At 71.4% G+C, this 24,133-nt stretch carries 15 protein-coding genes; 9 read left to right on the forward strand and 6 right to left on the reverse strand.

Going from position 1 to position 24,133, the window contains the following annotated elements:
* Window positions 1-31 precede the first annotated feature (31 nt).
* A complete protein-coding gene (locus CHC08_RS38045) occupies window positions 32-2,452 on the reverse strand; it encodes an ATP-binding protein (RefSeq protein ID WP_089212239.1) in 2,421 nt (806 codons plus the stop codon).
* Between the two features lie 166 nt (window positions 2,453-2,618).
* Between CHC08_RS38045 and CHC08_RS38050 the strand changes: the two genes are divergently transcribed.
* Entirely contained in the window at window positions 2,619-2,804 is a 186-nt protein-coding gene (locus CHC08_RS38050; RefSeq protein WP_089212240.1) for a hypothetical protein, read from the forward strand.
* Between the two features lie 37 nt (window positions 2,805-2,841).
* Window positions 2,842-3,333: a hypothetical protein gene (locus CHC08_RS38055; RefSeq protein WP_089212241.1), complete on the forward strand. Its 492-nt coding sequence runs from the start codon at window positions 2,842-2,844 to the stop codon at window positions 3,331-3,333.
* Here CHC08_RS38055 and CHC08_RS38060 read toward each other — a convergent pair.
* The 3 genes from CHC08_RS38060 to CHC08_RS38070 all read right to left on the reverse strand — a co-directional run bounded on the left by CHC08_RS38060 (window position 3,311) and on the right by CHC08_RS38070 (window position 9,528).
* Window positions 3,311-3,595, reverse strand: coding sequence for a helix-turn-helix domain-containing protein (locus tag CHC08_RS38060; protein WP_089212242.1), 285 nt, complete (start codon window positions 3,593-3,595; stop codon window positions 3,311-3,313). The two genes, CHC08_RS38055 and CHC08_RS38060, sit on opposite strands and share 23 nt — an antisense overlap.
* 160 nt (window positions 3,596-3,755) lie before the next feature.
* Complete coding sequence (locus CHC08_RS38065) at window positions 3,756-6,608, reverse strand: helix-turn-helix transcriptional regulator (protein WP_218825687.1); 2,853 nt, start codon at window positions 6,606-6,608, stop codon at window positions 3,756-3,758.
* A gap of 256 nt (window positions 6,609-6,864) precedes the next feature.
* A complete protein-coding gene (locus CHC08_RS38070; RefSeq protein ID WP_179282447.1) occupies window positions 6,865-9,528 on the reverse strand; it encodes a helix-turn-helix transcriptional regulator in 2,664 nt (887 codons plus the stop codon).
* A gap of 346 nt (window positions 9,529-9,874) precedes the next feature.
* Here CHC08_RS38070 and CHC08_RS38075 point away from each other — a divergent pair, with 346 nt between their 5' ends.
* Window positions 9,875-12,712, forward strand: coding sequence for a helix-turn-helix transcriptional regulator (locus CHC08_RS38075; protein WP_179282448.1), 2,838 nt, complete (start codon window positions 9,875-9,877; stop codon window positions 12,710-12,712).
* On the opposite strand, the gene CHC08_RS38080 is transcribed toward CHC08_RS38075, so the two are convergent.
* Entirely contained in the window at window positions 12,651-13,049 is a 399-nt protein-coding gene (locus CHC08_RS38080; RefSeq protein ID WP_338055720.1) for a UBP-type zinc finger domain-containing protein, read from the reverse strand. The two genes, CHC08_RS38075 and CHC08_RS38080, sit on opposite strands and share 62 nt — an antisense overlap.
* 337 nt (window positions 13,050-13,386) lie before the next feature.
* On the opposite strand from CHC08_RS38080, the gene CHC08_RS38085 reads away from it, so the two are divergent.
* From CHC08_RS38085 to CHC08_RS38090, 3 genes are all read left to right on the forward strand, one after another.
* Window positions 13,387-14,142 carry an SDR family oxidoreductase gene (locus CHC08_RS38085; RefSeq protein ID WP_089212246.1) on the forward strand — a complete coding sequence of 252 codons (756 nt, stop codon included), beginning with the start codon at window positions 13,387-13,389 and terminating at the stop codon, window positions 14,140-14,142.
* A 50-nt stretch (window positions 14,143-14,192) separates the two neighbouring features.
* Window positions 14,193-14,327, forward strand: coding sequence for a hypothetical protein (locus tag CHC08_RS52595; protein ID WP_275937234.1), 135 nt, complete (start codon window positions 14,193-14,195; stop codon window positions 14,325-14,327).
* A gap of 469 nt (window positions 14,328-14,796) precedes the next feature.
* Complete coding sequence (locus CHC08_RS38090) at window positions 14,797-15,759, forward strand: alpha/beta hydrolase (protein WP_089212247.1); 963 nt, start codon at window positions 14,797-14,799, stop codon at window positions 15,757-15,759.
* 268 nt (window positions 15,760-16,027) lie between these two features.
* Here the strand turns inward: CHC08_RS38090 and CHC08_RS38095 are convergent, their stop codons facing one another.
* Window positions 16,028-16,828 (reverse strand): SDR family NAD(P)-dependent oxidoreductase, encoded by an 801-nt coding sequence (locus CHC08_RS38095; RefSeq protein ID WP_089212248.1) that lies wholly within the window; start codon window positions 16,826-16,828, stop codon window positions 16,028-16,030.
* Window positions 16,829-17,272: 444 nt separating this feature from the next.
* Here CHC08_RS38095 and CHC08_RS38100 point away from each other — a divergent pair, with 444 nt between their 5' ends.
* From CHC08_RS38100 to CHC08_RS38110, 3 genes are all read left to right on the forward strand, one after another.
* The gene (locus CHC08_RS38100) at window positions 17,273-20,167 is read left to right on the forward strand and encodes a helix-turn-helix transcriptional regulator (protein ID WP_218825688.1); all 2,895 of its coding nucleotides are present in this window, start codon (window positions 17,273-17,275) and stop codon (window positions 20,165-20,167) included.
* 33 nt (window positions 20,168-20,200) lie between these two features.
* The gene (locus tag CHC08_RS38105; protein ID WP_089212269.1) at window positions 20,201-21,025 is read left to right on the forward strand and encodes an alpha/beta fold hydrolase; all 825 of its coding nucleotides are present in this window, start codon (window positions 20,201-20,203) and stop codon (window positions 21,023-21,025) included.
* 277 nt (window positions 21,026-21,302) lie between these two features.
* Window positions 21,303-24,071, forward strand: coding sequence for a helix-turn-helix transcriptional regulator (locus CHC08_RS38110; protein WP_089212249.1), 2,769 nt, complete (start codon window positions 21,303-21,305; stop codon window positions 24,069-24,071).
* The last annotated feature ends 62 nt before the right edge of the window (window positions 24,072-24,133 follow it).

Genomic DNA, 24,133 nt, shown 5'->3' on the forward strand with positions numbered 1-24,133 from the left:
CGGTCGGATCGCCGACCCAAGATGATCAAGCTCAGTGCCCAGCCGCCGCGCCGGGTCCGGCTATCTCCTTGAGTTCCTTGACCACCTCAGCGGCTTCCTCGGTTTCATTGGATTCCTCCAACAGCCGTAGCGCCTCCGCCAACGCCTGGCGGGCCTCTTCGACCCGGCCCAAGCGCCGCAGCGCGGTACCCAGGCCGTGCTGAGTACGCCCCAAGTCCAAGGCAATAGGGCGGGCGCGCAGCTCGGGCAGTGCCTGCTGGTAGGCGTCGGCCGCCTCCTCCCAGCGTTCGAGCGCGAGGTAGGCGGCGCCGAGCTGGTCCAGGGCGCCCCCGAGAACGTGACTGACGATGGCCGGAGAACCGCCGTAGGCAGGATCACGCAGCGTGGCCACCAGTGCCAGGCTATGTTCCAAGGCCTCCTCGACCCGGCCCGCCCGCCGCAGGACGGTGATGAAGCTCTCCATGGCCTGGGGATAGCTATCCAGGTCCCCGGCCTGCAGGAGGAGATCAGCGGCTCGCCGGGTGTATTCCAGCGCCCGCTCCAGGCTTGCCCGCTCCAGGCTCGCCGAATCGTTGAGGATGGCCGAGCCGGCATAGTTCAGCGCCCGTGCCTGCTCGCGGATGTCGCCGACCTCGCGGGCCAGTTCCAGCGCCCGTAACGCGGTCGCCTCCCCTTCCTTCATGCGGCCCTCACATGCGGACAGCGCCCAGGACAGGAGGTTGAGATGCACCGCCTCCCGCAGCCGGTCGTCCATGGCGTGCGCCGCGCCGGAGGACAGCTCGAACACCTCGCGCCAGTGCCCCCACTGGATCCACATGTCGGAGAACCAGTACATGGACCCGGCTACCTCGACCACCGTGGCGTGCTCTCCGCGCCGGGCCGCCGAGCGCAGCGCCTCCAGCCAGGCCGTGTCCTCAGCCCGCAGCCAGTCGCCGGCCTCCTGCCGGTTGTCGAGCGTGACCAGGGAGCGCCATTCCGGCGGTGGCGCACCATAGGCCGGCTGGAACCAGCGCCCGGCGACCAGTGCGACCTCCAGCAGCCAGTTCTCCATTCGCCGGCGTGCCTGCTGCTGGTCCTCGATCGGCTCCTCCTGCTCCAGTTGGGCGCGGGCATATAACCGGACCAGGTCGTGGAAGACATAGCGCCCGGCGTACGGCGAGGTCAGCAGGCCCAGCTCGACCAGCTCCTCCAGCGCGTCCTCGGCCTCGAACAGGTCCACCTGGGTCAAGACGGCGGCCAGCGGTATCCCGAAGTCCGGTGCGGCCGCCAGCGCCAGGCGGCGGAAACCGAAGCGCGCCGTTCCGGACAACTGCTGGTAGGACAGGGTGAAAGCGGCGGCCACGGCCAGGTCGCCGACCGCCAGCGCCTCCAGCCGACGCTCCTCATTTTCCAACCGTCCGGCGAGCTGACTGATCGTCCACCCGGGGCGGCTCTGCAGCCGGTTGCCGGCGATCCGTACCGCCAGCGGCAGATGGCCGCACAGCCGCGCCAGCTCCGCCACGCTGTCCGGATCGATCTCGGTCCGCTCTTCTCCCACGATCGCCCGGAGCAGCCCGGCCGCCTCCTGACCGGACAGCTGCTCCAGTGGGATCTGCCGCACCCCTTCCAGCCCGGCCAGCGAACGCCGGCTGGTGATGATGGTCATGCCCGGACCGGCTGCCGGCAGCAGCGGCCGTATCTGGGTCTCATCGGCGGCGTTGTCCAGCACGACCAGGCACCGGCGATCGCCCAGCAGCGCCCGATAGAGCCCGGCACGCTCCTCCTCGTCGTTCGGGATCCGCTGCTCGGCCACGCCCAGGGCCTTCAACAGCCGCGACAGCACCGCCCCCGGAGTCGGCGGAACGCTGTCCATGCCGCGCAGGTCCACGTAGAAGCGGCCGTCCGGGAAAAGCCCGGTCAGGTGCCGGGCGGCGTGCACGGCCAGGGCTGTCTTCCCGATCCCGGCGGTGCCGGAGATCGTCGCCACGACCGCGCCCTCCCCAGTGCCGGCCTGCTCGGCGAGCCGGCGCAACAGCTCCAGCTCCCGCCCGCGACCGGTGAAATCACCCGTTCCCCGAGGCAGTTCACAGATTCCGGCGGTGGAGGGGCCGTGGCGCGGCCGTCCGGCCCGGGCGGAGGCGATGAGGGCGTCGTGGTCTTCCGATGGCAGACGCAACACCTCGGCCAGCGCGGCGACGGTACGGCGCTGCGGGCCGCGGCTGACGCCCCGCTCCATGTCCCCGATCGCCCGCACGCTCACCCCGGAAGCATGCGAGAGTTCCTCGATCGTCAGGTCCGCCGCCTGCCGGTAGGCCCTCAGCAGAGCTCCGAAGGAGACCTCTTCACTCACCCCTTGCCTCTCCCTCTTCCCGGCGAGAGCCGGAATCGGCTGAACGCTCTCCACCTGTTGTTCCGCCTCGTCGAGGATGCCCGGTGGCTCTTCCAGCGGGTCACGACGTTCGGCGTGGACCATCCCAGGATGCCGCCCGTTTCCGGTAGGTCAAACGAGTAACAGGGGGACGGTCTCGCCGGGGCCACGGCGCCGGAAGGGAACGCACAGCACCTTCGTTCCTGTCACAGCGTGCCGAGCTGTCCTGTCCAGAAGGGTGTAACCACCGACAACGGCAAGGAAGTCCCTCATGGAAGCCCGCTTGAGTCTTTTCGGCGACCCGGTCGTGGGTAAGTTCCTGAAGCACCTCATTTCGGCGGGCAAGGTGGTCTCGGACTCGACGCTGCCGGCCGCGACGCAGGAGCTGGTGAAGATCCGCCTGAACGTCGTCACCCAGCAGCCCGCCGGTGACTACCAGCCCGGCCAGGTCGGATAACGAGCAGGACCCGGTCGATGGAAGTTGAGATCGCCTGATGCATGCCTTCCTCCACACGGTGGCGATATCGGTCGGCTGCGTCCTGGCCCTCGCCCCGGCCGTGCTGCCCTCCGCGCGTCCGGCCAGGAGGTGGCCGCACGTCGTCATGGCGCTCGGCATGGCGGCCGGGCACCTGGGCGGCACATTCCTCGCCGTCGCGGTGCTCACGCTGCTGGCCGCCGGCTGGCTCTGCGGCTCCCCCTCCCGCCGCGCGGAGACCGGTCATCACATCCAGGACTTCGTGATCATGTCCATCCTCTTGGTGCTGACGGCGTTCGGCGGGACCACTCTCACCGGTGTTTCGTCCGGGCACTCGCATGGAGGCGGGTCACTGGCCGCGGTGACCCTGGTCATCGGACTGGCCTGGACCTGCGCTCGGCTCATCCGCGTTCTGCCCGCGCGGAGTACGGATCGAAGGGCGCTCAACCAGGATGCGTGCTCGGCCGGAATGGCGGCCAGCATGGCCTTCATGGCCGCGTTGTCATTCTGAGGCCGTCTCCATCCGCGCCTGACGGCCGGGCCGGCAACGGTTCGATCAGGTCCTCCATGGTGCAGTCCAGGATGTCCAGCAGCGCTATCAACGTACGGAGGCTGAGCCGCTCCGGCTTCTCCACCACCAGCCGGTACACCTGGCTTGGCGACAGATCGATGCCGCGCTCGGCCAGCAGCGGGCGTAAGTCGGTGGTGGCGAACATGCCGTGACCGGCCATGACCTCCCGCAGATGCCACCGGTAGTCCAGCTTCCTGGTCATCTCGTGGGTCTTCCCCGCTGCACATCGATGGGACGACCATCTGGGTCGGATATGGGTGAAATGGGAACGCGTACGACATGCGGGACAGGGCGCTGCCGCACGTACGCGCTCGCATCCGTGGCCTCCCCGGTCTTCGGCGGGGGCGGCGCCGCATCACCGGTCACGGGATGCATTGGAGCTGGCCACGAGAGGTGATGCCCAGCTTGGCGTAGACCTTGCCAAGGTGGTATTCGACGGTGCGGGTGCTGACGTACAGATAACCGGCGATCTCCTTGTTCGTCATGCTTTGGCGGGCCAGCCTCACGATCTGCGTTTCCCGCGGCGTGAGCTGGTCGGCGGTTTCGGCCGTACGCCTGCGGGCGGTCTCTCCGGTCGCCAGCAGTTCGCGCTCCGCCCGGCCGGCGAACCCTTCCATGCCCATGGCCACGAACAGCTCGTAGGCGGTGCGTAACTGCTCGCGCGCATCGAGCCGACGCCGCTCGCGGCGCAGCCATTCACCGTAGACCAGATGGGAGCGGGCGAGGTCGACGCGCATGCGGGTCCGCCGGAGCCGGTCGATCGCCTCGCGGTAGCGGCCGTCGGCCTCCTCGCCCTGGCTCAGCAGCGCCCGCGACCGGGCCTCGACCCCGAGAGCCCAGTCGGTTCCGCTCGCCTGAGTGGTCAGGACGAGTTGATCGAGCGCCTGCGAGGCAAGCTCCCGCTCACCGCTGTAGACCGCCGCCTCGACGAGCTCGGCCGGCGCCCAATGCGCCGCGGCACCCGGCGAGGGATGGTGCGCGCAGGCGTGTTCGGCGGCCGATCGGGCTTCCTCGTACTGGCCGAGGCTGTTGTGGAGCACGGCTCTCAGCCACTGGCTGACCGACACGGTGGATCCCTCGCCGCGGGACGCCGCCTCGCTCATCAGAGCATTGGCCAGTCGTTCCGCCTCGGCCTGCCGTCCGTGCCACGTTGCCAGAACGAGTGCACCGCCCGCCGGCCCCTGGAATCCCAAGTTGCTCCGGACACCGGTCGCGGCGACGAGCGTCTGGATCTCCTCGTTCGCCGACGCCGCCTCGTGCAGTTCGCCCTCGAAGCCGAGCAGTATGAGACGCCTGCTCAGCGCCAGGGGCAGCAGGGCGAGCGCGCCGGTGTCACGGATGAGACGAACGTGGCGATCGGCCAGTTCGCGACCCGACCTGTCGTCCCACAGGGCCACGGCGATGGTGTGGGCGGCCCACAGCCAGCGGAACTCCTCCTCGGCGGAGATCTCCTCGCTCAGGAAGACGGTCAGGGCGTGCCGCATGGCCGGTGCCGCGATACGCGCGTCCTCCGTGAGGTGCCGGGCCAGGGCGTCGAGGAGGAGGTCGGCGACCCGGGGGGCGGCGGGCACGGGAACCGTCGCCCGGGTGGCCGCCGCGATCTCCACAAGGCCGCGGCCCCCGTCCGGGAGGACGCCCATCGCCGTGGACAACGCTTGCAGATACGTGTCGCGGGCCAGTTCGGTGTCCAGGGGCTCGAATCGCCTGGCGGCCTTGAGCAGCATCGGCGCGGCGGATTCGCCGTGATCCGAGGTGCTCGCGATCTCGGCGCGCAGGAGTTCCGCGTGGGCGAGTCGCAGCTCGTCCAGCGGCCCGGCCTGGGCCCAGGCCAGCAGCGCCAGGGCCGGCTTGGGGGCGCCGGCCAGGTGCTTGGCCTGGGCGGCGGCCAGCGCGCGCTCTGCCCGGCGCCGGGGGTCGGGCGTGAGCGCGGCCGCCCGCTCCAGGAAGGCGCCGACGGCCGCCAAGCCACTGCGCGCCCGTGCACGACCGGCCGAGCGTTCGAGCTCCGCGGCGACATCCTCGTCCGGCTGCGCGGTGCCGTGCGCACGGTGCCAGGCGCGCCGATCCGGATCGGCGTCGACATCGGTCGCCTCCGCCAGCGCCAGGTGCACCCGCCTGCGTTCCTCCGGCAGGGCCGCCCAGTACACCGCCGAACGCATCAGCGGATGCCGGAAACGCACCCGGACGCCGAGGACGATCATGTCGTTCGCGGCGCCGACCACCGCCACGCCGAGGCCGAGCCGCGCGGCCGCACGCCACAGCAACGCCGCGTCGCCGAGCGGGTCGGCGGCCGCCAGCAGCAACAGCCGCCGGGTGTGCGCGGGCAGGTGTCCCAGCTGCCGCCGGAAGCCGTCCTCGATGCGACCCGAAGTCGTCTGCGCGGTCGGCGGCCCGAACCCGCCCGCCAGTTCGGGGCGGGTGCACTCACGCACCAGCTCCAGCAACGCCAGCGGATTGCCGCACGCCTCGACGACCAGTCGATCCCGTACCTGTTCGTCCAGCGGGCCGGAGACCACCGAGCGCAGCAGTGCCCGGGCGTCGCCGGTGGACAGGCCCGCGACGTCCATCACCGGCAGCCCGGACAGCTCGTCCACCTCGTTGGCGGCGCATACCGCGAACACACAGGCCACCGACTCCGCGAACAGCCGGCGCCCGAGGAAGGCGAGCACCTGCGCCGAGGCGTGGTCCAGCCACTGGGCATCGTCGATCACGCACACCAGCGGACGCTCGTCGGCCGCCGCCGCGAGCAGGCTGAGCACGGCCATGCCGACGAGCAAGCGGTCCGGCACCGGTCCCGCGCGTAGTCCGAACGCCGTGCCGAGCGCATCGCGCTGTGGTCCCGGCAGGCCGTCCAGCAGGTCCAGCATCGGCGCGCAGAGCGAGTGCAGTGCCGCGAACGCGAGCTCCATCTCCGACTGCACGCCCGCGACGCGCACCACACGGCAACCGGAGGCGCTCTCGGTCAGGTGCTCCAGCAGGGCCGACTTGCCCACCCCCGCCTCACCGCGTATCACCAGCGTCCGGCTCTGGCCGGCGCGAACCGCGGTGAGCAGCCGATCGAGCGCCTCGCACTCGGCCTGCCGGCCCAGCAGGCCGGCCTTCGTGCCGGAGCGGTGAGAGCCGCCGGTCAGACCGCCGGCGCCGCCCAGGACCGAGAGCCCCCCGCCGTGTCGGCCCGCGTCCCCGAGAAGCTCGAGGCCCACCTTGCCAAGCACCCCGGAATCACCCCCCCACATCTCTCAAACCCTGACGTGTTCAAGAACGTACGAGGGGTCGACGGGGGTCTGCGTACGTAGGAGTACGTAAATACGAGTGTGCGCCCGGATGCCGTTCCGGCGTCGGCCCCGGAGTTCGGTGCGGGTCGTGCCAGGGCACCTACGGATGCGAACGGCACCCGGGCGGGCGACCCCGGCGGCGATGCGACCCAGGACCCCCGCGGCCACGGAGCGAAGACGGCCGCCGTACCCCTTGTCAGAACGGCCGTTCGGCCATCATGGCGGCGAGTTCGCTGCGCGACTTGACCCCGACCTTCGGGTAAATCCGATAAAGGTGGGTGGTGACCGTGCGCGGCGACAGGAACAGCTGTTCGGCGATCTGCCGGTTGCTCAGCCCGTCGGCCGCGAGCCGCGCGATCTGCTGCTCCTGCGGGGTCAGGACGTCGATGGCGTCGATCGGCTTGCGCCGGGATTCGCCCGTGGCTCGTAGTTCGGCCCGTGCCCGTTCCGCCCACGGCGCCGCCCCCAGCGCGTCGAACGTGGCGGCCGCGGCGCGCAGCAGCGGCCGCGACTCCGCCGCCTGGCGCTGCCGGCGCAGCCATCCGCCGTACGTGAGCTGCAGGCGGGCCCGCTCGAACGGCCAGTCACGCAGGTCCGCGGCGATCGCGGCCTCGTACGCCGCCGGGTCGTCGGCCAGCACGGCTTCGGCGTAACGGAGTCCCGTGATGAGGACGGGCGAGCGGCTCTGCGCGGCGATCGGGGTCAGCTCGGACACCACGGCGCGGACCTCGTCGAGAGCACCGCAGTACGTCGCCGCCTCGGTCAGGTGCCCGACGAGGGTGAACCGCAGGTACGGGTGGTAGGCGGCGTCGCCCGGGTCGAACACGCGGTGCAGATGCCCGAACGCCTCCTCGAACCGGCCTGAGGCGAGCGCGTTGATGCCGCGGATGCGTTGCGTCAGCGACAACATCGCGTGCATGCCGGCCGTGAGGAGCGTCTTCTCGCTGACATCCGCGATCTCGGCGGCGATCTCGCCGTTGCCGCGTAGCGCCTCGGCCATGCCCAGCTGAAGCCGGGCCTGCAGCGCCCAGATCGGCTGCCGGGTCTCGGTGGCCAGCGCCATGCACTCCGTCGCGGCGGACACGGCGGCCCGCGCGTCGCCGGTGGTGGCCGCGTTGTAGGCCAGGCTCGTCAGGACGTTCGTCAGCATGCCGATCCGGCCCTGCGTCCGCAGCGCGTCCGCGCTCGCCGCCAGGAACATGTTCGACAGGGTGTACGCGCCCAGCGCCGACGCCGCGAAGCCGAGGTCGTAGCGCTGCCTCGGGGCCAGGTCCAGCCGGTACTGCCAGGCCGTCAGCCTTTCGAGGCAGGACGCGCCGCGCTCGACGGGCGCGACCTCGGCCAGCGCGCAGATCACCCGGGTGTCGCCGTCCGGTGCGTCGATCAGTTCCGCGACGTCCACGAACCGGAGCCTGGTGGTGTCGTCGGGGTTGGACCAGTAGAACCTCAGGCTGATGTTGGTGAGCGCATCCAGTGTGAGCTCGACGTCGCCGGCGCGCCGCATGGTGTCGATGAGGTCGATGAAAACGCCCAGTCGCGCGATGCCGCTCCAGCCGGTGCCCAGCAGCGACTCCCGGTACCAGTACAGCCGCGCCAGCTCCGCCGGGCGCAGCTGGGTCTCGTCCACCAGCGCGAGCAGGCGGCGGGTCGCGTCGTCGTCGCCTTGCTCGTCCGCCGTCATCGCGGCCCACAGCAGCCGGCTGCCGCGCTCCTGCGGGTCCTCGCTCAGCTGCGCCGCCCGCTCCATCGCGGTCAGCGCGATCGACGCGGCCTGTGCGTAGCGGGCCCGGGTGGCCACGGCGGCCAGATCCGCGGCGAGGGTCTCGTCGGGGCCGGCCGCCGCGGCCGCGCGGTGCCACACCCGCCGATCGTCGCCGGCCACGACCACCGCGAGGCAGGCGTGCGCCCGCCGCCGCTGCGTCGCGTTCGCCGACTGCCGCAGGGCCGAGCGCAACAGCGGGTGCCGGAACCGCAACCGGTACTGCTCGTCCACGCTGACCAGCCGGCTGACCACGGCCGGCTCCATGTCGTCGGCCGTGACCGGCCGGTCTTCGAGCCGGGATGCCGCCGCGAGCACCTCATCGAGGTCGTCGCCATCGTCCAACGCCGCCACCAGCAGCAGCGCGCGCGTCGCCGCCGGCAGTTCGCCGACCAGTCCGGCGAACGTCCGCTCCACCCGGGCGCTCAGCGGAAGGCGTGACGGCACCAGCGCGGCGCCACCGGAGCGGGCGGCCAGTCCGCCGAGCTCGACCAGTCCGAGGGGGTTGCCGACCGACACGGAGAGCACACGTTCGCGCAGGGCGGGCGGCAGCCCGGGCGCGACCTGGTCGATCAGGGCCCCGGCGTGAATCGGTTCCAGCGGCTCGAGCCGCAGCTCCGGCAGCGCGGCGGCGGCGAGGAGCCGGTCGACGTCCTCGCCGTCGCGCGCCGTCAGCACGAGCGCGACCGGGTCGGACTCCAGCCGCCGGGCGACGAAGGCCAGCACCTCCCAGCTCGCCCGGTCCAGCCAGTGGGCGTCCTCCACGGCCAGCAGGACCGGCCCGTCCAGACCGCCGAGCAGGTCGAGCACCTCGACACCGACCCGGAACGGGGACTCACCCTCGACCGCGCCGAACTCCGGGCGCAGCCGGCGGAACAGGTGCCCGACCCCGGCGTACGGCAGCTGCACCTCGGCCTGCACGCCCACGGTGGTCAGCACCCGCATCCCGCGGGCCTCGGCCAGCGCGCAGGTTTCCCCCCACAACGCGGATTTGCCGATCCCGGCCTCTCCCCGCACCACGAGGGCGCCACCGCGGTGCCGCGTGGCCTCATCCAGCACGGTGATCAGCGCCTGGATCTCCGCCGCCCGCCCGACGATCACCAGGGGTCCTCGCCCGGCGCGCGCCGGACCGGTCCCGGTGACCGTTCCGCTCCTCCGGCCACGCGCACCTCTTCCGTCTGACGCGAGAATCATTCATCAGATGCAAGGAACGGTACAGCAGGGGCAGATCACGCGGCATCTCCGTGATCGCCCGGCCGCGCCGGAAGGTGAGCGGCGCCCCGACGCTTGTCCTCGGGTCGCGACACCGTCGCGTGGGCGGCCACAACCGTGGACCACGGTACCGACCACGGTCTCCCACGGGCGCGATGGAAGGATCCGAGAAGCGATCGTTGTCGCAGTGCCGCGTCCTCGAAGGCGTGCGCGAGACCGAGGATCGGAGAGCAGCGTGGACGCGCGTGAGACGGAGGTCGGCACCGCCGCCGAGTTCGGGCGTTACCGGCTGCGCGGCCGACAGTCCGAGGTCGCCACTCTGAGGAACCACTTGGCCGCGCTGTCTCGCGGAATGGGCGCGACGGTGCTCATCCAGGGCAGCCCCGGCATCGGCAAGACCCGCATGCTCACCGAGGCGCGCCACATGGCCGAGGAGACAGGGCTCCGGGTGATGTGCGGCGGAGGAGACCCGGACGGGCAGACCATCCCCTTCGGCGCGCTGCTCGGGGCCCTGCACTCCGGCCCCGACCGGATTCTCCCGGCCGATGCGGTCCAGGCCGCTCCGGCGACCTCCGCAAAGCGCTACTGGCTGCTGCAGGAGCTCCACGAGCATCTGGAACGCGCTGCGCTGACCGCACCGTTGGTGATCATCATCGACGATCTCCAATGGTGCGACGAAGGAACCTTCCTGGCCCTGCGAACCCTGCCGCAGCGCCTGTCCATGCATCCCATCCTCTGGATCCTCGCCGCACGAACCGGCCCGCTCACCCCGGACGTACGCGCCACGATCTCCGCCCTGAGCCTGCCGGGCGGCCACCTGCTCACCCTGGGCCCCCTGTCGGGCAAGGCGGTCGCGGCGATGACCGGCGACCTGCTGGCGGCCACCCCCGATTTCGGCATCCTGCAACTGGCGCAGCGAGCAGAGGGGCGCCCACTGCTGCTCAACGAGCTGATCAACGGCGTGCTCGACGAGGGAGCGGTCACCATCACCGACGGCGTCGCACGACTGGCTCAGCGAAGCCTGCCCCTGCGTTTCCACGCCTCCATCCAGCACCGCCTGGAACAGGTCTCCCCGCCGGCCAGGAAGGCCGCGCAGATCGCGTCGGTTCTGGGCCGGACCGTCTCCATCGACCAGCTCGCCGAACTCACCGGAGAGCCCGCCGTCACGCTGCTGGAGCCGCTGGAGGAACTGCTGTCGGCCGATCTCCTGACGGAGAGCGACGGCACACTGGTGTTCAGCCACGACCTGATCCGCGAGGCCATCCAGGCGGCTCTGCCCGCGACGCTGCGCAAGGCGCTCCGCCGCCAGGCCGTGGACCTGCGGCTTGACCACGGCGTCCCGGTCGCGCAGATCGCCGCCGACCTCGCGGAGACCGCCGAGCCCGGCGACGACACGGCCATCGCACTGCTTCGCCAGGCCGCCCGCGACCTGGCGGCCACCGCGCCGTCGGCCGCCGTGGAGATGAGCCGCCGCGCGATCGAACTCTCCGCCCTCGATCCGCTGCGGCAAGCCGGCTTCATCGCCGAGGCCCTGCCGCTGTTCAGCCGGACGGGTCGTGCCGGCGAAGCCGTCGCACTGGCCGAGAGCGCGCTGCGCCGGCCGCTGCCGGTCGATGTGGAGGCAGGCATCAGGTTGGGCCTGACCCTCGTGGCCAACCAGAACTCCTTCACCGAGGCCGTACGGCAGGGCCGCGCCGGGGTCGCACTGCCCGGCCTGCCGCCCCGCATCCGCGCTCAGCTGATGGCCATGCTGGCCTTCAACCTCGCGCTTGTCGACGCCGAGGAGATCGCCGAGGCGGAAAGCCTGCTCCCGGCCGCGCTGGCCGCGGCGGATCAGGCGGCCGACCAGGCTTCGCGCGCCACCCTGCTGAGCGTGGGCTCGATCATCGCCGACCATCGGCTCGACATCCGCCGCGCGCTCGACCTCGCCGACCAGGCGGTGGCCGCTCTGCGCGACGTCCGCCACACCGACGTGCTGTGGATGCCCGGCGTCTGGAAGACCGTACTGCTCAGCAGGCTGGGGCGCGTGGAGGAGGCGCTGGAGGAGGCGGCCGACGGCGTGCGTAAGGCCCAGCATCAGGGGCAGGCCAATCTGCTGCGGTTGTGGGGCAGGGTGCGCTGCCGGGTGTATCTGGACGCGGGCCGGCTCTGCGACGCCCGAGCCGAGGCCGAAGCGGTCCTGGCCATGTCCGACGAACTCGGTCCCGGCGACTTCGACGACATCACGGCCCGATACGTGCTCGGCCGGGTCGCCCTGCACACCGGCGACCCGCGGGAACTGGCGCGCGGCCGTGAATTCGCCGACGCCATCATGCGGGTCGAGGCCGGGCAGATCCGCCGGGCAGGAGCGTGGCTGGCCGCCCAGGTCGCCGCCGACGGCGGCGACCACACCCGGGCCATGGAGCTGACCGCCGAGGCCGCCCGTTCCTACCATCGGCCCACCTCGTCGCTGTCCTGCCCGGCGGACCCGGCCGACGAGCCCGTCCTCGTCCGGATGGCGCTGCGGGCAGGAGACCGCGCCCGCGCCACCCTGGTCACCGAGTTCGCCGAGATCCGTCACCACAACAACCCCGGCATTCCCATCTACGCGGCCACGGCCCTGCACGCCCGTGCCCTGGTGGACGGCGACGCCGACCTGCTGGTCCGAGCCGTCGAGCGGTATCGGGAAATTCCCCGGCCGCTGGTGCTGGCGGGAGCCCTGGAGGACACCGGTACGATCCCCAACCTGGACGCGGCACTGCGGCTCTACGAGCAGTCGGAGGCCGAACACGACGCGGCCCGCGTACGCGATCGGCTCAAAGGCATGGGCGAGCGCCGATCGCGCGCCGTTTCCGGCAGGCCGACCGAGGGCTGGGACAGTCTCACCGCCTCTGAACTGCAGATCGTCAGGCTGGTCGCGGGCGGCGCCACCAACAAGCAGGTCGCCGACCAGCTCTTCCTGTCCCCGCACACGGTCAGCACCCATCTGTGGCATGCCTTCACCAAGCTCGGGATCAGCTCACGCGTCGAGCTCACCCGGCTCGTCCTCGAACACGACTCCGCCACGGCGTACGGTCCCGCCGAACGGACCTGAGGTAGCGCTGGTCGGCGTAGCACCACCCCCACCGGTCGCCGGGCTCCAAGGAGGCGGTTGCCGGATGGGCGGTGGCTGCCCAGTGCGCGGAGGCGTGTCGGCCGGGGGAGGTGTCACAACAGCCGATATGGCCGCAGGTCAGGCATTCACGTAGTTCCACCCATTGGCCACCCGTCTGGAGACATTCCTCGCAGCCGTCTGCGTAACCGGCCAGGACGGGCGGACATGTCCCATGCACATGGAGACACGAACCCGAGAGCTCAATGATCATGTTGTGCCTTTCCGTGAAGTTCGGCTCTGCGCACGGAACGCTCTCCTGCCGCATCGCCGCGCACATCGCACGAAGGCGTGAGCTCGGTCCGGGATCGTCCGCGCCTCACGGAACCCGCCGGGCGCCCGGGAGACTCATGCGCTCACGCGTGCTCCGGTGAGGTCCGGCTCGCGGAAGTCGGTCATGGCCGTCACGCCACGGCCGGTTTCGAACGACCTGTTGATTCGTCTCCGCCACAGGTCGGCGGGCATGTTCGCGGCAGAAATATTGATCGTTTTCGATGGACCTCATCAGTGGTCTTCAGAGAATTTCGCGGCGGCTGTCACGAGTCCGAGGGCTGTCTTGTCTTAGATGGCGACCGGTTGGCAACACGCGCCCCGGCGGACAGGAAAAGAGATGTGCCGTGAAGATTGTGGTCATCGGCGGGACCGGACTGATCGGGTCGAAGCTCGTGACGAAACTGGGCGAGCACGGTCATGAGGCGGTGCCGGCGGCGCCGAACACCGGTGTGAACACCCTCACCGGCGAGGGGGTGGCCGAGGTGCTGAAGGGCGCGTCGGTGGTGATCGACGTGTCGAACTCCCCGTCCTTCGAGGAGGCCGCCGTCATGGAGTTCTTCACGACCTCCACCCGCAACCTGCTCGCCGCGGAGGCGGAGGCCGGCGTCGTCCACCACGTCGCGCTGTCGGTGGTGGGTACGGAGCGTCCGCCCGGGAACGCCTACTTCCGGGCGAAGATCGCTCAGGAGAAGTTGATCGAGGAGTCGTCGATCCCGTTCTCACTCGTGCACGCGACGCAGTTCTTCGAGTTCGTCCGGCGCATCGCCGACGAGGCCACGGACGGCGACCAGGTGCGGATGGCGCCCGTGCTCTTCCAGCCCATGGCGGGCGAGGATGTCGCACAGGCGGTCGGCAAGGTCTCGGTGGGGACGCCGCTGAACGGCAGGGTCGAGGTGGGCGGGCCCGAGCAGTTCCGGATGGACGAGTTCTTCCGTAAGACCCTGGCCAACTGGGGCGATCCGCGTGAGGTGGTCACCGACCCGCACGCGCACTACTTCGGAGCCGAGGTGCTCGAGCGATCGCTGGTGCCGAATGACGGCGCCACCCTCGGCCAGATCCGTTACCGCGACTGGGCGGACCGGAACGACTCCGGGAAGTAGCGCGTCTCCGCTTCCCGGCGCGATCAGCCGGGTCGCGGAAGGGACGTTCCATGCATAAGCCGAGATCAACCGCCTGGCAGGCGGCGCTCGCCGTGCCATGTGAACCCGGCAGGCCCACGCTCACCCTGGTGGACGACGACAAACTCGCCCAGCGCCAGGACCGCCACGCGCCTCGCCCGTCCTGAGCGCGGCCGAACCGTCGCGGCATGATGGCAACGGGCGGCCGGCGGACAACACAAGCGTCTTCACGGAGCTCCGCTTCGACCGCATCGGCTTTGATCGCCGAGTTCGACGATGTCGCCGGGTGGACCGCCGACGCCGTCCAGCACCTCGGACGGCGGCGCGCCATACCGGCCGCCTGTCGCGGCAGCGCGAGTCCGGCCGCACCGGCCTGGCCGGCCGAGGCATGTGAGCCGTCACCCGGGATCAGGTTGCTGGACGTGGGCGCCGGAGCCGGCGGCCGAGAACACCGCACCGACCTGAAAAACCGGCGAGCCCCTCGCGACCGAGGACATCTACGCGCCGTGCCGCCGCGTCCACTCCGGCAAAAACCGCTGTGCGACGGGACCCGTGGGAGCTCGGCTTCCGCAAGGAGACAGCGGGCCACGGCGCGTTCACCGCCCATCGAGAAACCACGAGCAAAGGAAACACATCATGAGCAGACACATCCTGGAGCCGGCCGCGTGGGAGCTGGCGAAGGCGACGTCGGAGCCGCCGTTCCTGTACGAGCTGGGGACCGACGGCGCCCGCAAGGTGCTGGACGACCTGCAGGCCGCCCCGATCGACAAGGCGGAGGTGGACGAGAAGTGGATCACGGTGGCGGCCGAGGCCGGCGAGGCGCGGGTACGGATCGTCAAGCCCGTCGGAGCGGCCGGGGCGCTGCCCGTCGTCCTGTACGTCCACGGGGGCGGATGGGTGCTGGGCAACGCCGGCACCCATGATCGGTTGGTCCGGGAGCTGGCCGTCGGGACGAACGCGGCGGTGGTGTTCGTGGAGTACGACCGTTCGCCCGAGGCGCGTTACCCGGTGGCGATCGAGCAGGCGTACGCCACCGCGCAGTGGATCACCCGGCACGGCGCGGAAGAGGGCCTGGACGCCTCCCGGCTGGCCGTCGCGGGCGACTCGGTCGGCGGCAACATGACCGCCGCGCTGACCATCCTGGCCAAGCGGCGCGGCGACGTGACCTTCGTGCACCAGTCGCTGTACTACCCGGTCACCGACGCCGCCCAGGACACCGCCAGTTACCGCGAGTTCGCCGACGGCCCGTACCTGACCGCAAAAGCCATGGCCTGGTTCTGGGACGCCTACACCACCGACCCCGCCCAGCGCGCCGAGATCACCGCCTCACCGCTGCGCGCCACCCTCGACGACCTCCAAGGCCTGCCGCCCGCGTTTGTCATCGTGGACGAGAACGACGTGCTGCGCGACGAGGGCGAGGCCTACGCCCGCAAGCTGATCGTGGCGGGCGTGCCCACCACCAGCGTCCGCTACAACGGCACCCTGCACGACTTCATGATGCTCAACCCCGTCCGCTCGACCTCGGCCGCCGGCGCCGCCATCGCCCAGGCCATCGAGGTGCTCAAGACCGCCCTGGCCCCCGGAAAAGCACACTCATGAGCACCGCGGAACAGCCCCATCGTGTCGCCGGCGCGGCCAGGAACGCCCTTCGGGACACCGAGGGCTCCGCACCGGGGGGAGACACGGATATGCGGAGGCTGTTCCGCACGCGGACCTGGCTTGGGCGGCGCCCAAGCCAGGTCCCGCACACCGCCGGCACCGCGCATCACCTGACCGGAAAGGGAAAATCCCCGGAGACAACCCATTGAGGACCGACGCCACCGAACCTCGCGGGTGACCGGGGCGGACGGATGCCTCACCCCCGACATCACGTGCTTCCCCGCGGCCACTGACCGTTCTGCCCGGGCAGGTCGTGGTCGGAGGCGGTGCTGAGCGAGACCGGCCGCCACAGATCGAGCTCCTGGGCCACGTGCTCGAGTTTGGCTTCGACGTGGGCGACGGCGTCGGCGCCGAGCTGCAGCCGCAACGGAGGGTCGTCGACGGTCAGGAGGTCGAGGATCGCGGCGGCTGCCTTACGGGGATCCCCCGGCAGGAGCGGGCCGCGGTCCAAGGCTGCCGGCAAGGTGGCGAAACGGCCGAGTTCGACGACGGTCACGCGGACGCCGACCTCGTCCAGCTCGGCGCGGAGCGTCTCGCACAGCGCCTCGACGGCTGCCATGGACGCGCTGTACAGACCCGAACCGGCAGGGGCCGAGAAGCCGGCGGCCGAGCCGACGGCGATGATCCGCCCGGTCTGCTGCGCGCTCAGTACCGGCAGCACGGCGCGGGTCACCGCGAGCATCCCGACGACGTTGACGTCGAACAGGGCCCGCGCCTGGGCGTCGGTCGTCTCCCGGAGAGGTTCGCGGACGGTCCTGGCCGCGTCGTGGACCAGCACGTCGATCCGGCCGAAGCGGCGCATCGCCTGCTCGACCGCCGCTGCCGGAGCCTCCGGCCGCAACAGATCCAGCTCCAGGGGCAGCACCTCGCCACCGGCCCCGGCGAAGGCCTCCGTGATCGCGGCCAGGTCGCGGCCGGTGGCGACCACCCGGTGTCCTCGCCGCAGCGCTTCGCGGGCGACACGGTGCCCGATGCCTCGTGCCGCGCCCGTGACGAACCAGACAGCCATGCATGCCCGCCCCGATGTCGGCCTCCCCCGGTGGGAGGCGGTGAGGACACCGTGCCAGCGGGCGCGACGGCGCACATCGCACAGATATGCGATGTCTCGTCAGCGACTCGCGTGGTCAGCTCGCCGGTGCCTCAAGCCGCCGGCGCACCTCCGCCGCACGCTCACGCCGGAGGCATGCGAGAGCTCTGCGACCGTCAGGTCCGCCGCCTGCCGGTAGGCCCTCGGCGGAGCCCCGGAGGAGACCTCTTGCCTCCCTCGGCCCGGCGAGAGGCGGAACCGGCCGGATACTTCTGCCGGTTGTTCTGCCTCGCCCCACGGACACCGCGCTTGCTTCCATGGTCTTACGCACCGTTCCCCCGGAACAGGGCCCGACGTAGTCGGCGCTCGCGCGTCAACCGTACGTCGCCTCGATTCTTGTCGAAGCACTGACAGATGTGGAAGCCCATGACCTCCTCCCCAGGCCGAGCGGCAATCCACAGAACGGACGAGCACACGCGCCTCGGCGGCGTGGCCGCGGCGGCCTTCTCCGCGTCCTCCGAGGACATGCGGCGCCGGACCACGGACGCCTTCCCCCCATTGCCGCTGCGCGGCCGGGAGGCCGAGATGCTGCTGCTGCGTGACCGGCTGCACGCCCTGGCACAAGGGCAGGGCGGGGTCGTGCTGATCGAGGGAGCGCTGGGATCGGGCAAGTCGCGGCTGCTCGCCGAGCTCACCAGCCTGGCCATGGCCGCCGGTCTACGCGTCCACGCGGGTGCCGGCGCACCGGACGGTCCCGCCGTCTCCTTCGCCCCCCTGCTGGACGCGCTGCTGTCCGGCCCGGTCCCGCTCATGGCGCGCGATCGGCTGCTGGCGTTGAGCGAGGCGGCGGACCAGCGTTTCTGGCTGTTGCAGGAGCTGCAACATGAGCTGGAGCAAGCCGCTTCGGCCGCTCCACTGATGATCGTCATGGACGACCTGCAGTGGTGCGACGCGGCCACCCACAGCGCGCTGCGCACACTGCCGACCCGCCTGTCCGGCCGGCCCATCCTGTGGGTGCTGGCCACCCGTGAGCCCCACCGGTCCGGTCCGGCGCGCGCATGGCCGACGGACAGAATCGTCCTGCGGCCTCTGTCCACGGAGGCCGTCGCGCTCCTGGCCCAGGACGTCCTGCAGGCCGTGGCCGAGCCCGCGCTGCTGGAATTCGCCCGCAAGGCCGACGGCCGCCCGCTGCTCCTGGTCGAACTGCTGAACGGGATACGCGAGGAAGGCGCCATCACCGTCAAGAACGGAATGGCGCACCTGAGAGTCGCCGGGCGCATCCCGATGCGCTTTCGCTCCTCCATCCGTCGTCGACTCGACCAGCTCTCGCCACTGGCCCGCGACAGCGTGCGCTTCGCGGCCGTGCTCGGTCGCGACGTCGACGTCGAGGTGCTGGCCGAGCTGCTGCAGTGCTCACCCGTCGATCTGATGGCCCCCTTGCAAGACGCGCTCCGCGCGGACCTGCTGACCGACACCGACGGGCGACTCGCTCTCCGTCACGACCTGGTCCGCGAGGCCGTCCAGGTCGGCGTGCCGGGCGCGTTCAAGAACCTCGTACGCCGCCAGGCCGTCGATGTGCGTCTGCGGCGCGGCGCGGCGGTCATGGAGGTGGCCGCCGATCTGGCGGAGGTCGCCCAGCCGGGCGACCACGAGGCCGTCTCGCTGCTGCGCCGGGCCGCCACCGACTTCGCGTCCACCTCCCCGGCCACCGCGATAGCCCTGAGCAGCCGCGCCCTGGAACTGGCTCCGGCAGACCACGCCGACCGCCCGGCACTGATCGCCGAGATCATCATCCTGCTGTGGCTGAACGGCCACGACCTCGAAGCCCGGACGATGGCCGAAGACACCCTGGCCGGACTGCTGGAGCCGGAGGCCGAAGCACAGGTACGGCTCAGCCTGGCCCGGGTGTCGAGCCGGCGCTCCTTCACCGAGGCGGTCCGGCAGTGCCGTCTCGCGCTGGCCCTGCCCGGGTTGTCACCGGCGACCCGGGCGCAGCTGCTCACCCGTCAGGCCCTCGCGCTCATCGTGGCCGGCGACGTGGAGGAGGCCGGTCGTGTGGTCGCGTCCGCGTTGCGGACCGCCGCCGCCTGCGGCAACCGCGCCATCGAGGCCACGGCGATCGCGGTGGAGGCCACCGTCACCTCCCACCGCATGGACTGGCGGCGTGCCTCCGACCGGCAGGACGAAGCGGTGCGGCTGGCGACCGACGCGGGCATCCTGCACTCGCTGTGGGTTCCCGAACTCTCCTGGAAGAGCTTCCTGTGGAGCTCGGCCGGCGAGTCGCTGCGCGGGCTCGAGGAAGTCGACGCCGGCCTGCGCGAGGCACGGGCGCACGGACAGGCGGCCGCCGCGTACATGTGGTCGATGTACCGCGCCCGCATCCTGCTCGACGCCGGCCGGCTGGCCGAGGCCCGTGCCGAGGCCGAGGCGGTGCTCGCCGTGGTCGAGGATCTGGGAGCGGGGAACGCCGCCGACGTGACCACCGTCTACGCCCTCGGCCGGGCGGCGCTGTACGCAGGTGACCGGCAGGGCATCGCACGCTTTGTCACCGACGGCCGGCGGATGACGCGCGACGAGGCGCCCTTCCTCGCCAGGACGGGCGCCTGGATGCTCGCCCTGGCATCCGACGGCGAGGGAGACCCGGAACAAACCATGACGTACGCGGCGGCAGCGGTCGCGGCCGGCCCGTGCGGCGGGTCCGTGACCACGCCGTTGGATCCGGCCGACGACGTGGTGTTCGTCCGCATGGCCCTGTGCGCCGGCGAACGCGGAGCCGCCGCGGGCATGGTGCGTCTGGCCGAGGAGCGAGCCGAGCGTAACGCGGGCTTCCCGTTCCTGGCCGCCATCGCGGCGCACGCCCGCGGGCTGCTGGACGACGACGCGGCATCACTCGTACGGGCCGCCGAGCAGCTCGCGGACTTCTCCCGGCCGATCGTACGCGCGTCGGCGCTGGAGGACGCCGGCCGCACCCTGGCGGCGACCGACCAGAAGGCGGCCATCGGCCACCTGAGTACGGCGCTGGAGCTGTACGAGCAGGCCGGCGCGATGCGGGACGCAGCACGGGCGCGGAGGCGGTTGCGCGACGCCGGGATACGGCGTCGTGGCCGCGCCTCCGGTGCCACGCGCGGCTGGAACGGGCTGACCGCCTCGGAGCTGCAGGTGGTCCGGCTGGTGGCCCAGGGCGCGACGAACCGGCAGGTGGCCGAGCGGCTGTTCCTGTCGCCGCACACCGTCAACACCCACCTGCGCCATGCCTACACCAAGTTGGACATCAACTCACGGGTCGAACTGACCCGGCTGGTCGTCGAACACGACGGCTGACCAATGATCCATCGGAAAGGAAACGACGACCTCATGGCCTACCTGCCGGTCGGCGTCGACCACGGCCGTACCCCGGTCGAGCTCTGTTACGAGGACTACGGTCACGGTCGGCCCGTCGTCCTGCTCCACGACTGGCCCCTGTCCAGGCACATGTGGGCGGCCCAGGTGCCCGCGTTGGTGGAGGCCGGGTACCGCGTGATCGCCTACGATCGCCGAGGTTTCGGCGACTCCTCCCGTCCGTGGGACGGCTACGACTACGACAGTCTGGCGGCCGACCTCCATGCGGTACTGGAGCAGCTGAAGCTGAGCGAACCGACACTGGTGGGAGCCGGGATGGGCGCGGCGGAAATCGTGCGTTACCTCACCCGGTACGGGACCGCCGGAGTCAGGGGAGTCGTCCTGGCGGGCGCGGCGTTGCCGTACCTGTACCGCTCCTACGACAACCCACAGGGCCCGTGGACCCCCGAGCGGTTCGACCGCCTCAAGGCACGCCTCGACACCGACAGATTCGCCATGCTCGACACGTACGCCACCCGGATGTTCCGAGCCGACGGGCGCGTGCTGCTGAGCGACCCGCACCGCGACCACTACCGTGCCCAGGGCGCGGCCGCGGCGCCGCAGGCGCTCAACGCCGGTCTGACCACGCTGGCGCGCAGCGATCTGCGCGGAGAGGTCGCGATTCCTCTGCCGACACTGGTCATTCACGGTGAGCACGACGAACTCACCCCGTTCCCGGCCACCGGCGCACAGATCGGGGGCAGCGCCATGGAGGTCATCCAGGGCGCGCCGCACGGCTGCCAAGCCACACACCCCCTGCGTTTCAACCGCGTTCTGCTCCGATTCCTGGCGAACGGCTGACGGACGCGGGCCGACCGGGGGCGCCGGATACGCGAGGCGCCCGGCGCGTCCCGCGCGGCCGGCGTCGCCCGGGCCGTGGCATCCCGCTGCGGGACACTCGCCACGTCGCCGGCTGCTCCATGACCTGTTCGCCTGACCCCGCGGCCGGTGTCAACGGCGCGTTGCTGTGACCGGCGTCAGAGCTATACGCTTTCGAGCAAAATGAGCTGTAGCGCCGGTTGCCTCCTATTTCGGCAGTCAATGGCCAACGGGAATACGGTCGGCGGGGGCAGCGCCTATGGCAAGCAGGGATCTCGGGTTGCGGCTGCGTGGCCGGCGGATCGAGTGCGAGGCACTGGATCAGCTCGTGGCGACTGCGCAGGCCGGTCGTAGCTCGGTCCTGGTCCTGCGCGGCGAGGCCGGCATCGGCAAGACGGCGCTGCTGGAGTACGTGCGGGGCGGCGCGTCCGGCTGCCGGATAGCCAGAGCGGCGGGCGTCGAGTCCGAGATGGAGATGGCCTTCGGCGGACTGCATCAGCTGTGCGCCCCGTTTCTGGATCACCTCGACCGCCTGCCGGGCCCGCAACGTGACGCGCTCGGGACGGCGTTCGGCCTGCGCGCGGGAGCTCCGCCGGACCGCTTCCTGGTCGGGCTCGCGGTGCTCAGCCTGCTCGCCGAGGTGGCCGAGAACGGGCCGTTGGTCTGCCTCGTCGATGACGCCCAGTGGCTTGATCGGGTCTCCGTGCAGACCTTCGCCTTCGTCGCGCGACGCCTGCTCGCGGAGCCGATCGGGTTGGTGCTCGCGGTGCGCGAGCCCTGCCTCGAACACGAGCTGACGAGGCTGCCGCAGCTCGAGGTGGGACGGTTGAGTGACGGCGACGCTCGCGCCCTGCTGGACTCCGTGACTCCCGGGCGACTCGACGAGCGGGTCCGGGATCGGATCGTCGCCGAGACCCAGGGAAACCCGCTGGCCCTGCTTGAGCTGCCCCGGGGACTGACGGCGGCGGAGCTGGCAGGTGGGTTCGGGCGGCCCGACGCACGGCCGCTGGCCGGCCAGATCGAGCAGAGCTTCCTGCGGCGGGTCCGGTCGCTACCGGCCGGCACGCAGAAGCTGCTGCTCATCGCGGCGGCCGAGCCGGTGGGTGACGTGACCCTGTTGACGCGGGTGGCAGAGCTGCTGGGAGTCGAAGCGGCCGCCGCGTCGCCGGCCGAAGCGGCGGGACTGATCACCATCGGGACCCGGGTGCGTTTCCGTCACCCCCTCGTGCGATCGGCGGCCTACAGGGTGGCGGCCCCGCAGGACCGGCAGGACGTGCACCGCGCGCTGGCCGACGCGACCGACCCTCGATCGGATCCCGAACGTCGAGCGTGGCATCTCGCCAACGCCGCAGCCGGCCCCGACGAGACGGTGGCGGTCGAATTGGAGCGCTCCGCCGACCGGGCGCAGGCGCGCGGGGGAGTCGCGGCGGCAGCCGCGTTCCTGGAGCGGGCGGCCGAGCTGACCTCCGATCCGGCGCGCCGCGGAGCCAGAGCGCTGGCGGCGGCACGGGCCAAGTACCAGGCCGGTGGGTTCGACGCCGCGCTGGAGCTGCTGGACGCGGCGGAACTCAGTCCCCTGGACGAACACGAACTCGCCCAGTCCGACCTGCTGCGCGGTCAGATCGCATTCGCCTCCACAAGTGCCGGCGCAGCCTTGCCGCTGCTGCTCAAAGCCGGCAAGCGTCTTGAGCCGCTGGACGCCGGACTGGCCCGGGAGACCTACCGTGACGCGCTGTACGCCGCTCTGACCGCCGGCCGTCTGCCGAGCGGCGCTCAACTGGCGGACATCGCCAAGGCGGCGCTCGCCGCACCGCCGGGGTCGAAACCGGAGCGCAACGATCTGCTCCTGAACGGCCTGGCACGGGTGATCATCGAGGGTTACCCGGCGGGCGTGCCGATGGTGCGGCAGGCCCTGGACGCCTTCCGCACCGAAGAGAGCTCCAGGGAAGAGGGCCTGGGCTGGCTCCCGTTCGCGTCCCGCATGGCCCACAACGCATGGGACTTCGACAGCTGGTCGATGCTGTCGGTGCGGTTGGTCGCCCTGGCACGCGAGACGGGGGCTCTGTCGGTGCTGCCGTCGGCCCTGCTGCTGCTCGTGTCGAATCGGGTCATCGCCGGCGAGATCGCTGTCGCGGATTCGCTGGTCGCCGAGGCGGTGGCGATCGGTGAGGCGACGGGCAGCCGCTTCTTCGCCCAGTACGGAGCCCTGGTGGTCGAGCCATGGAGGGGCGGGGAAGCCGCGACACGTCAGGCGATCGAAGCGCTCACGCGAGACGCGGTCCTGCAAGGGGAAGGCAAGGTGGAGACCGCCACCCAATGGGCGAGCGCGGTGCTCTACAACGGCCTCGGCCGCTACGAGGAGGCGTACATCGCGGCCGAGCGGGGCTGCGAGCACCCGCAGGAGCTCGGGCTGTCCATCTGGTCCATGGTCGAGCTCGTCGAGGCGGCCGCCCGGAGCGGACGGCCGGTCCCCGCCGCCGAAGCCGCCCGGCGACTCGACGAGATGGCACAGGCCAGTGGTACCGACTGGGCGCTGGGTACCTCGGCGAGTGCGCGTGCCCAGGTGAGCGACGGAGCGGCCGCCGAGACCCTGTACCGTGAGGCGATCGAGCGGCTCGGCCGTACCGAGGTCCGGGTGACGTTCGCCCGTGCCCGGCTGCTGTACGGCGAGTGGCTGCGCCGGGAGAACCGCCGCCTCGACGCACGCGAGCAACTGGGCGCCGCATACGAGATGCTCGGCCAGATCGGGGCCGAGGCGTTCGCGGAACGCGCCCGGCGCGAGCTGCAGGCCGCCGGCGAGACGGTACGCAAGCGCCCCGCCGAGGTGCGCACCAATCTCACCGCCCAGGAAGCGCAGATAGCGCGCCTGGCCGGTGACGGGCTGACGAACCCCGAGATCGGCGCTCAGCTCTTCATCAGCCCGCACACCGTCGAATGGCACCTGCGCAAGGTCTTCGCGAAGCTCGGCATCGCGTCCCGCAAACAGATCCGCACCGCGCTGCTCGAAGGCATGCCGGCCACGTCCTGACGCCCCGTGATCGCCGGTGACCATGCGGACGACGGAGCCGGGTCGAGGGGCCGCCGACCCTC

The organism is Streptosporangium subroseum (assembly GCF_900188345.1).
GTDB classification, from domain to species: domain Bacteria; phylum Actinomycetota; class Actinomycetes; order Streptosporangiales; family Streptosporangiaceae; genus Streptosporangium; species Streptosporangium subroseum.

Coding starts and splice junctions, on each gene's coding strand:
- CHC08_RS38045 (WP_089212239.1), bottom strand. CDS start 2,452: ATGGTCCACGCCGAACGTCGTGACCCGCTGGAAGAGCCACCGGGCATC.
- CHC08_RS38050 (WP_089212240.1), top strand. CDS start 2,619: ATGGAAGCCCGCTTGAGTCTTTTCGGCGACCCGGTCGTGGGTAAGTTC.
- CHC08_RS38055 (WP_089212241.1), top strand. CDS start 2,842: ATGCATGCCTTCCTCCACACGGTGGCGATATCGGTCGGCTGCGTCCTG.
- CHC08_RS38060 (WP_089212242.1), bottom strand. CDS start 3,595: ATGACCAGGAAGCTGGACTACCGGTGGCATCTGCGGGAGGTCATGGCC.
- CHC08_RS38080 (WP_338055720.1), bottom strand. CDS start 13,049: ATGTGCGCGGCGATGCGGCAGGAGAGCGTTCCGTGCGCAGAGCCGAAC.
- CHC08_RS52595 (WP_275937234.1), top strand. CDS start 14,193: ATGCATAAGCCGAGATCAACCGCCTGGCAGGCGGCGCTCGCCGTGCCA.
- CHC08_RS38090 (WP_089212247.1), top strand. CDS start 14,797: ATGAGCAGACACATCCTGGAGCCGGCCGCGTGGGAGCTGGCGAAGGCG.
- CHC08_RS38095 (WP_089212248.1), bottom strand. CDS start 16,828: ATGGCTGTCTGGTTCGTCACGGGCGCGGCACGAGGCATCGGGCACCGT.
- CHC08_RS38100 (WP_218825688.1), top strand. CDS start 17,273: ATGACCTCCTCCCCAGGCCGAGCGGCAATCCACAGAACGGACGAGCAC.
- CHC08_RS38105 (WP_089212269.1), top strand. CDS start 20,201: ATGGCCTACCTGCCGGTCGGCGTCGACCACGGCCGTACCCCGGTCGAG.
- CHC08_RS38110 (WP_089212249.1), top strand. CDS start 21,303: ATGGCAAGCAGGGATCTCGGGTTGCGGCTGCGTGGCCGGCGGATCGAG.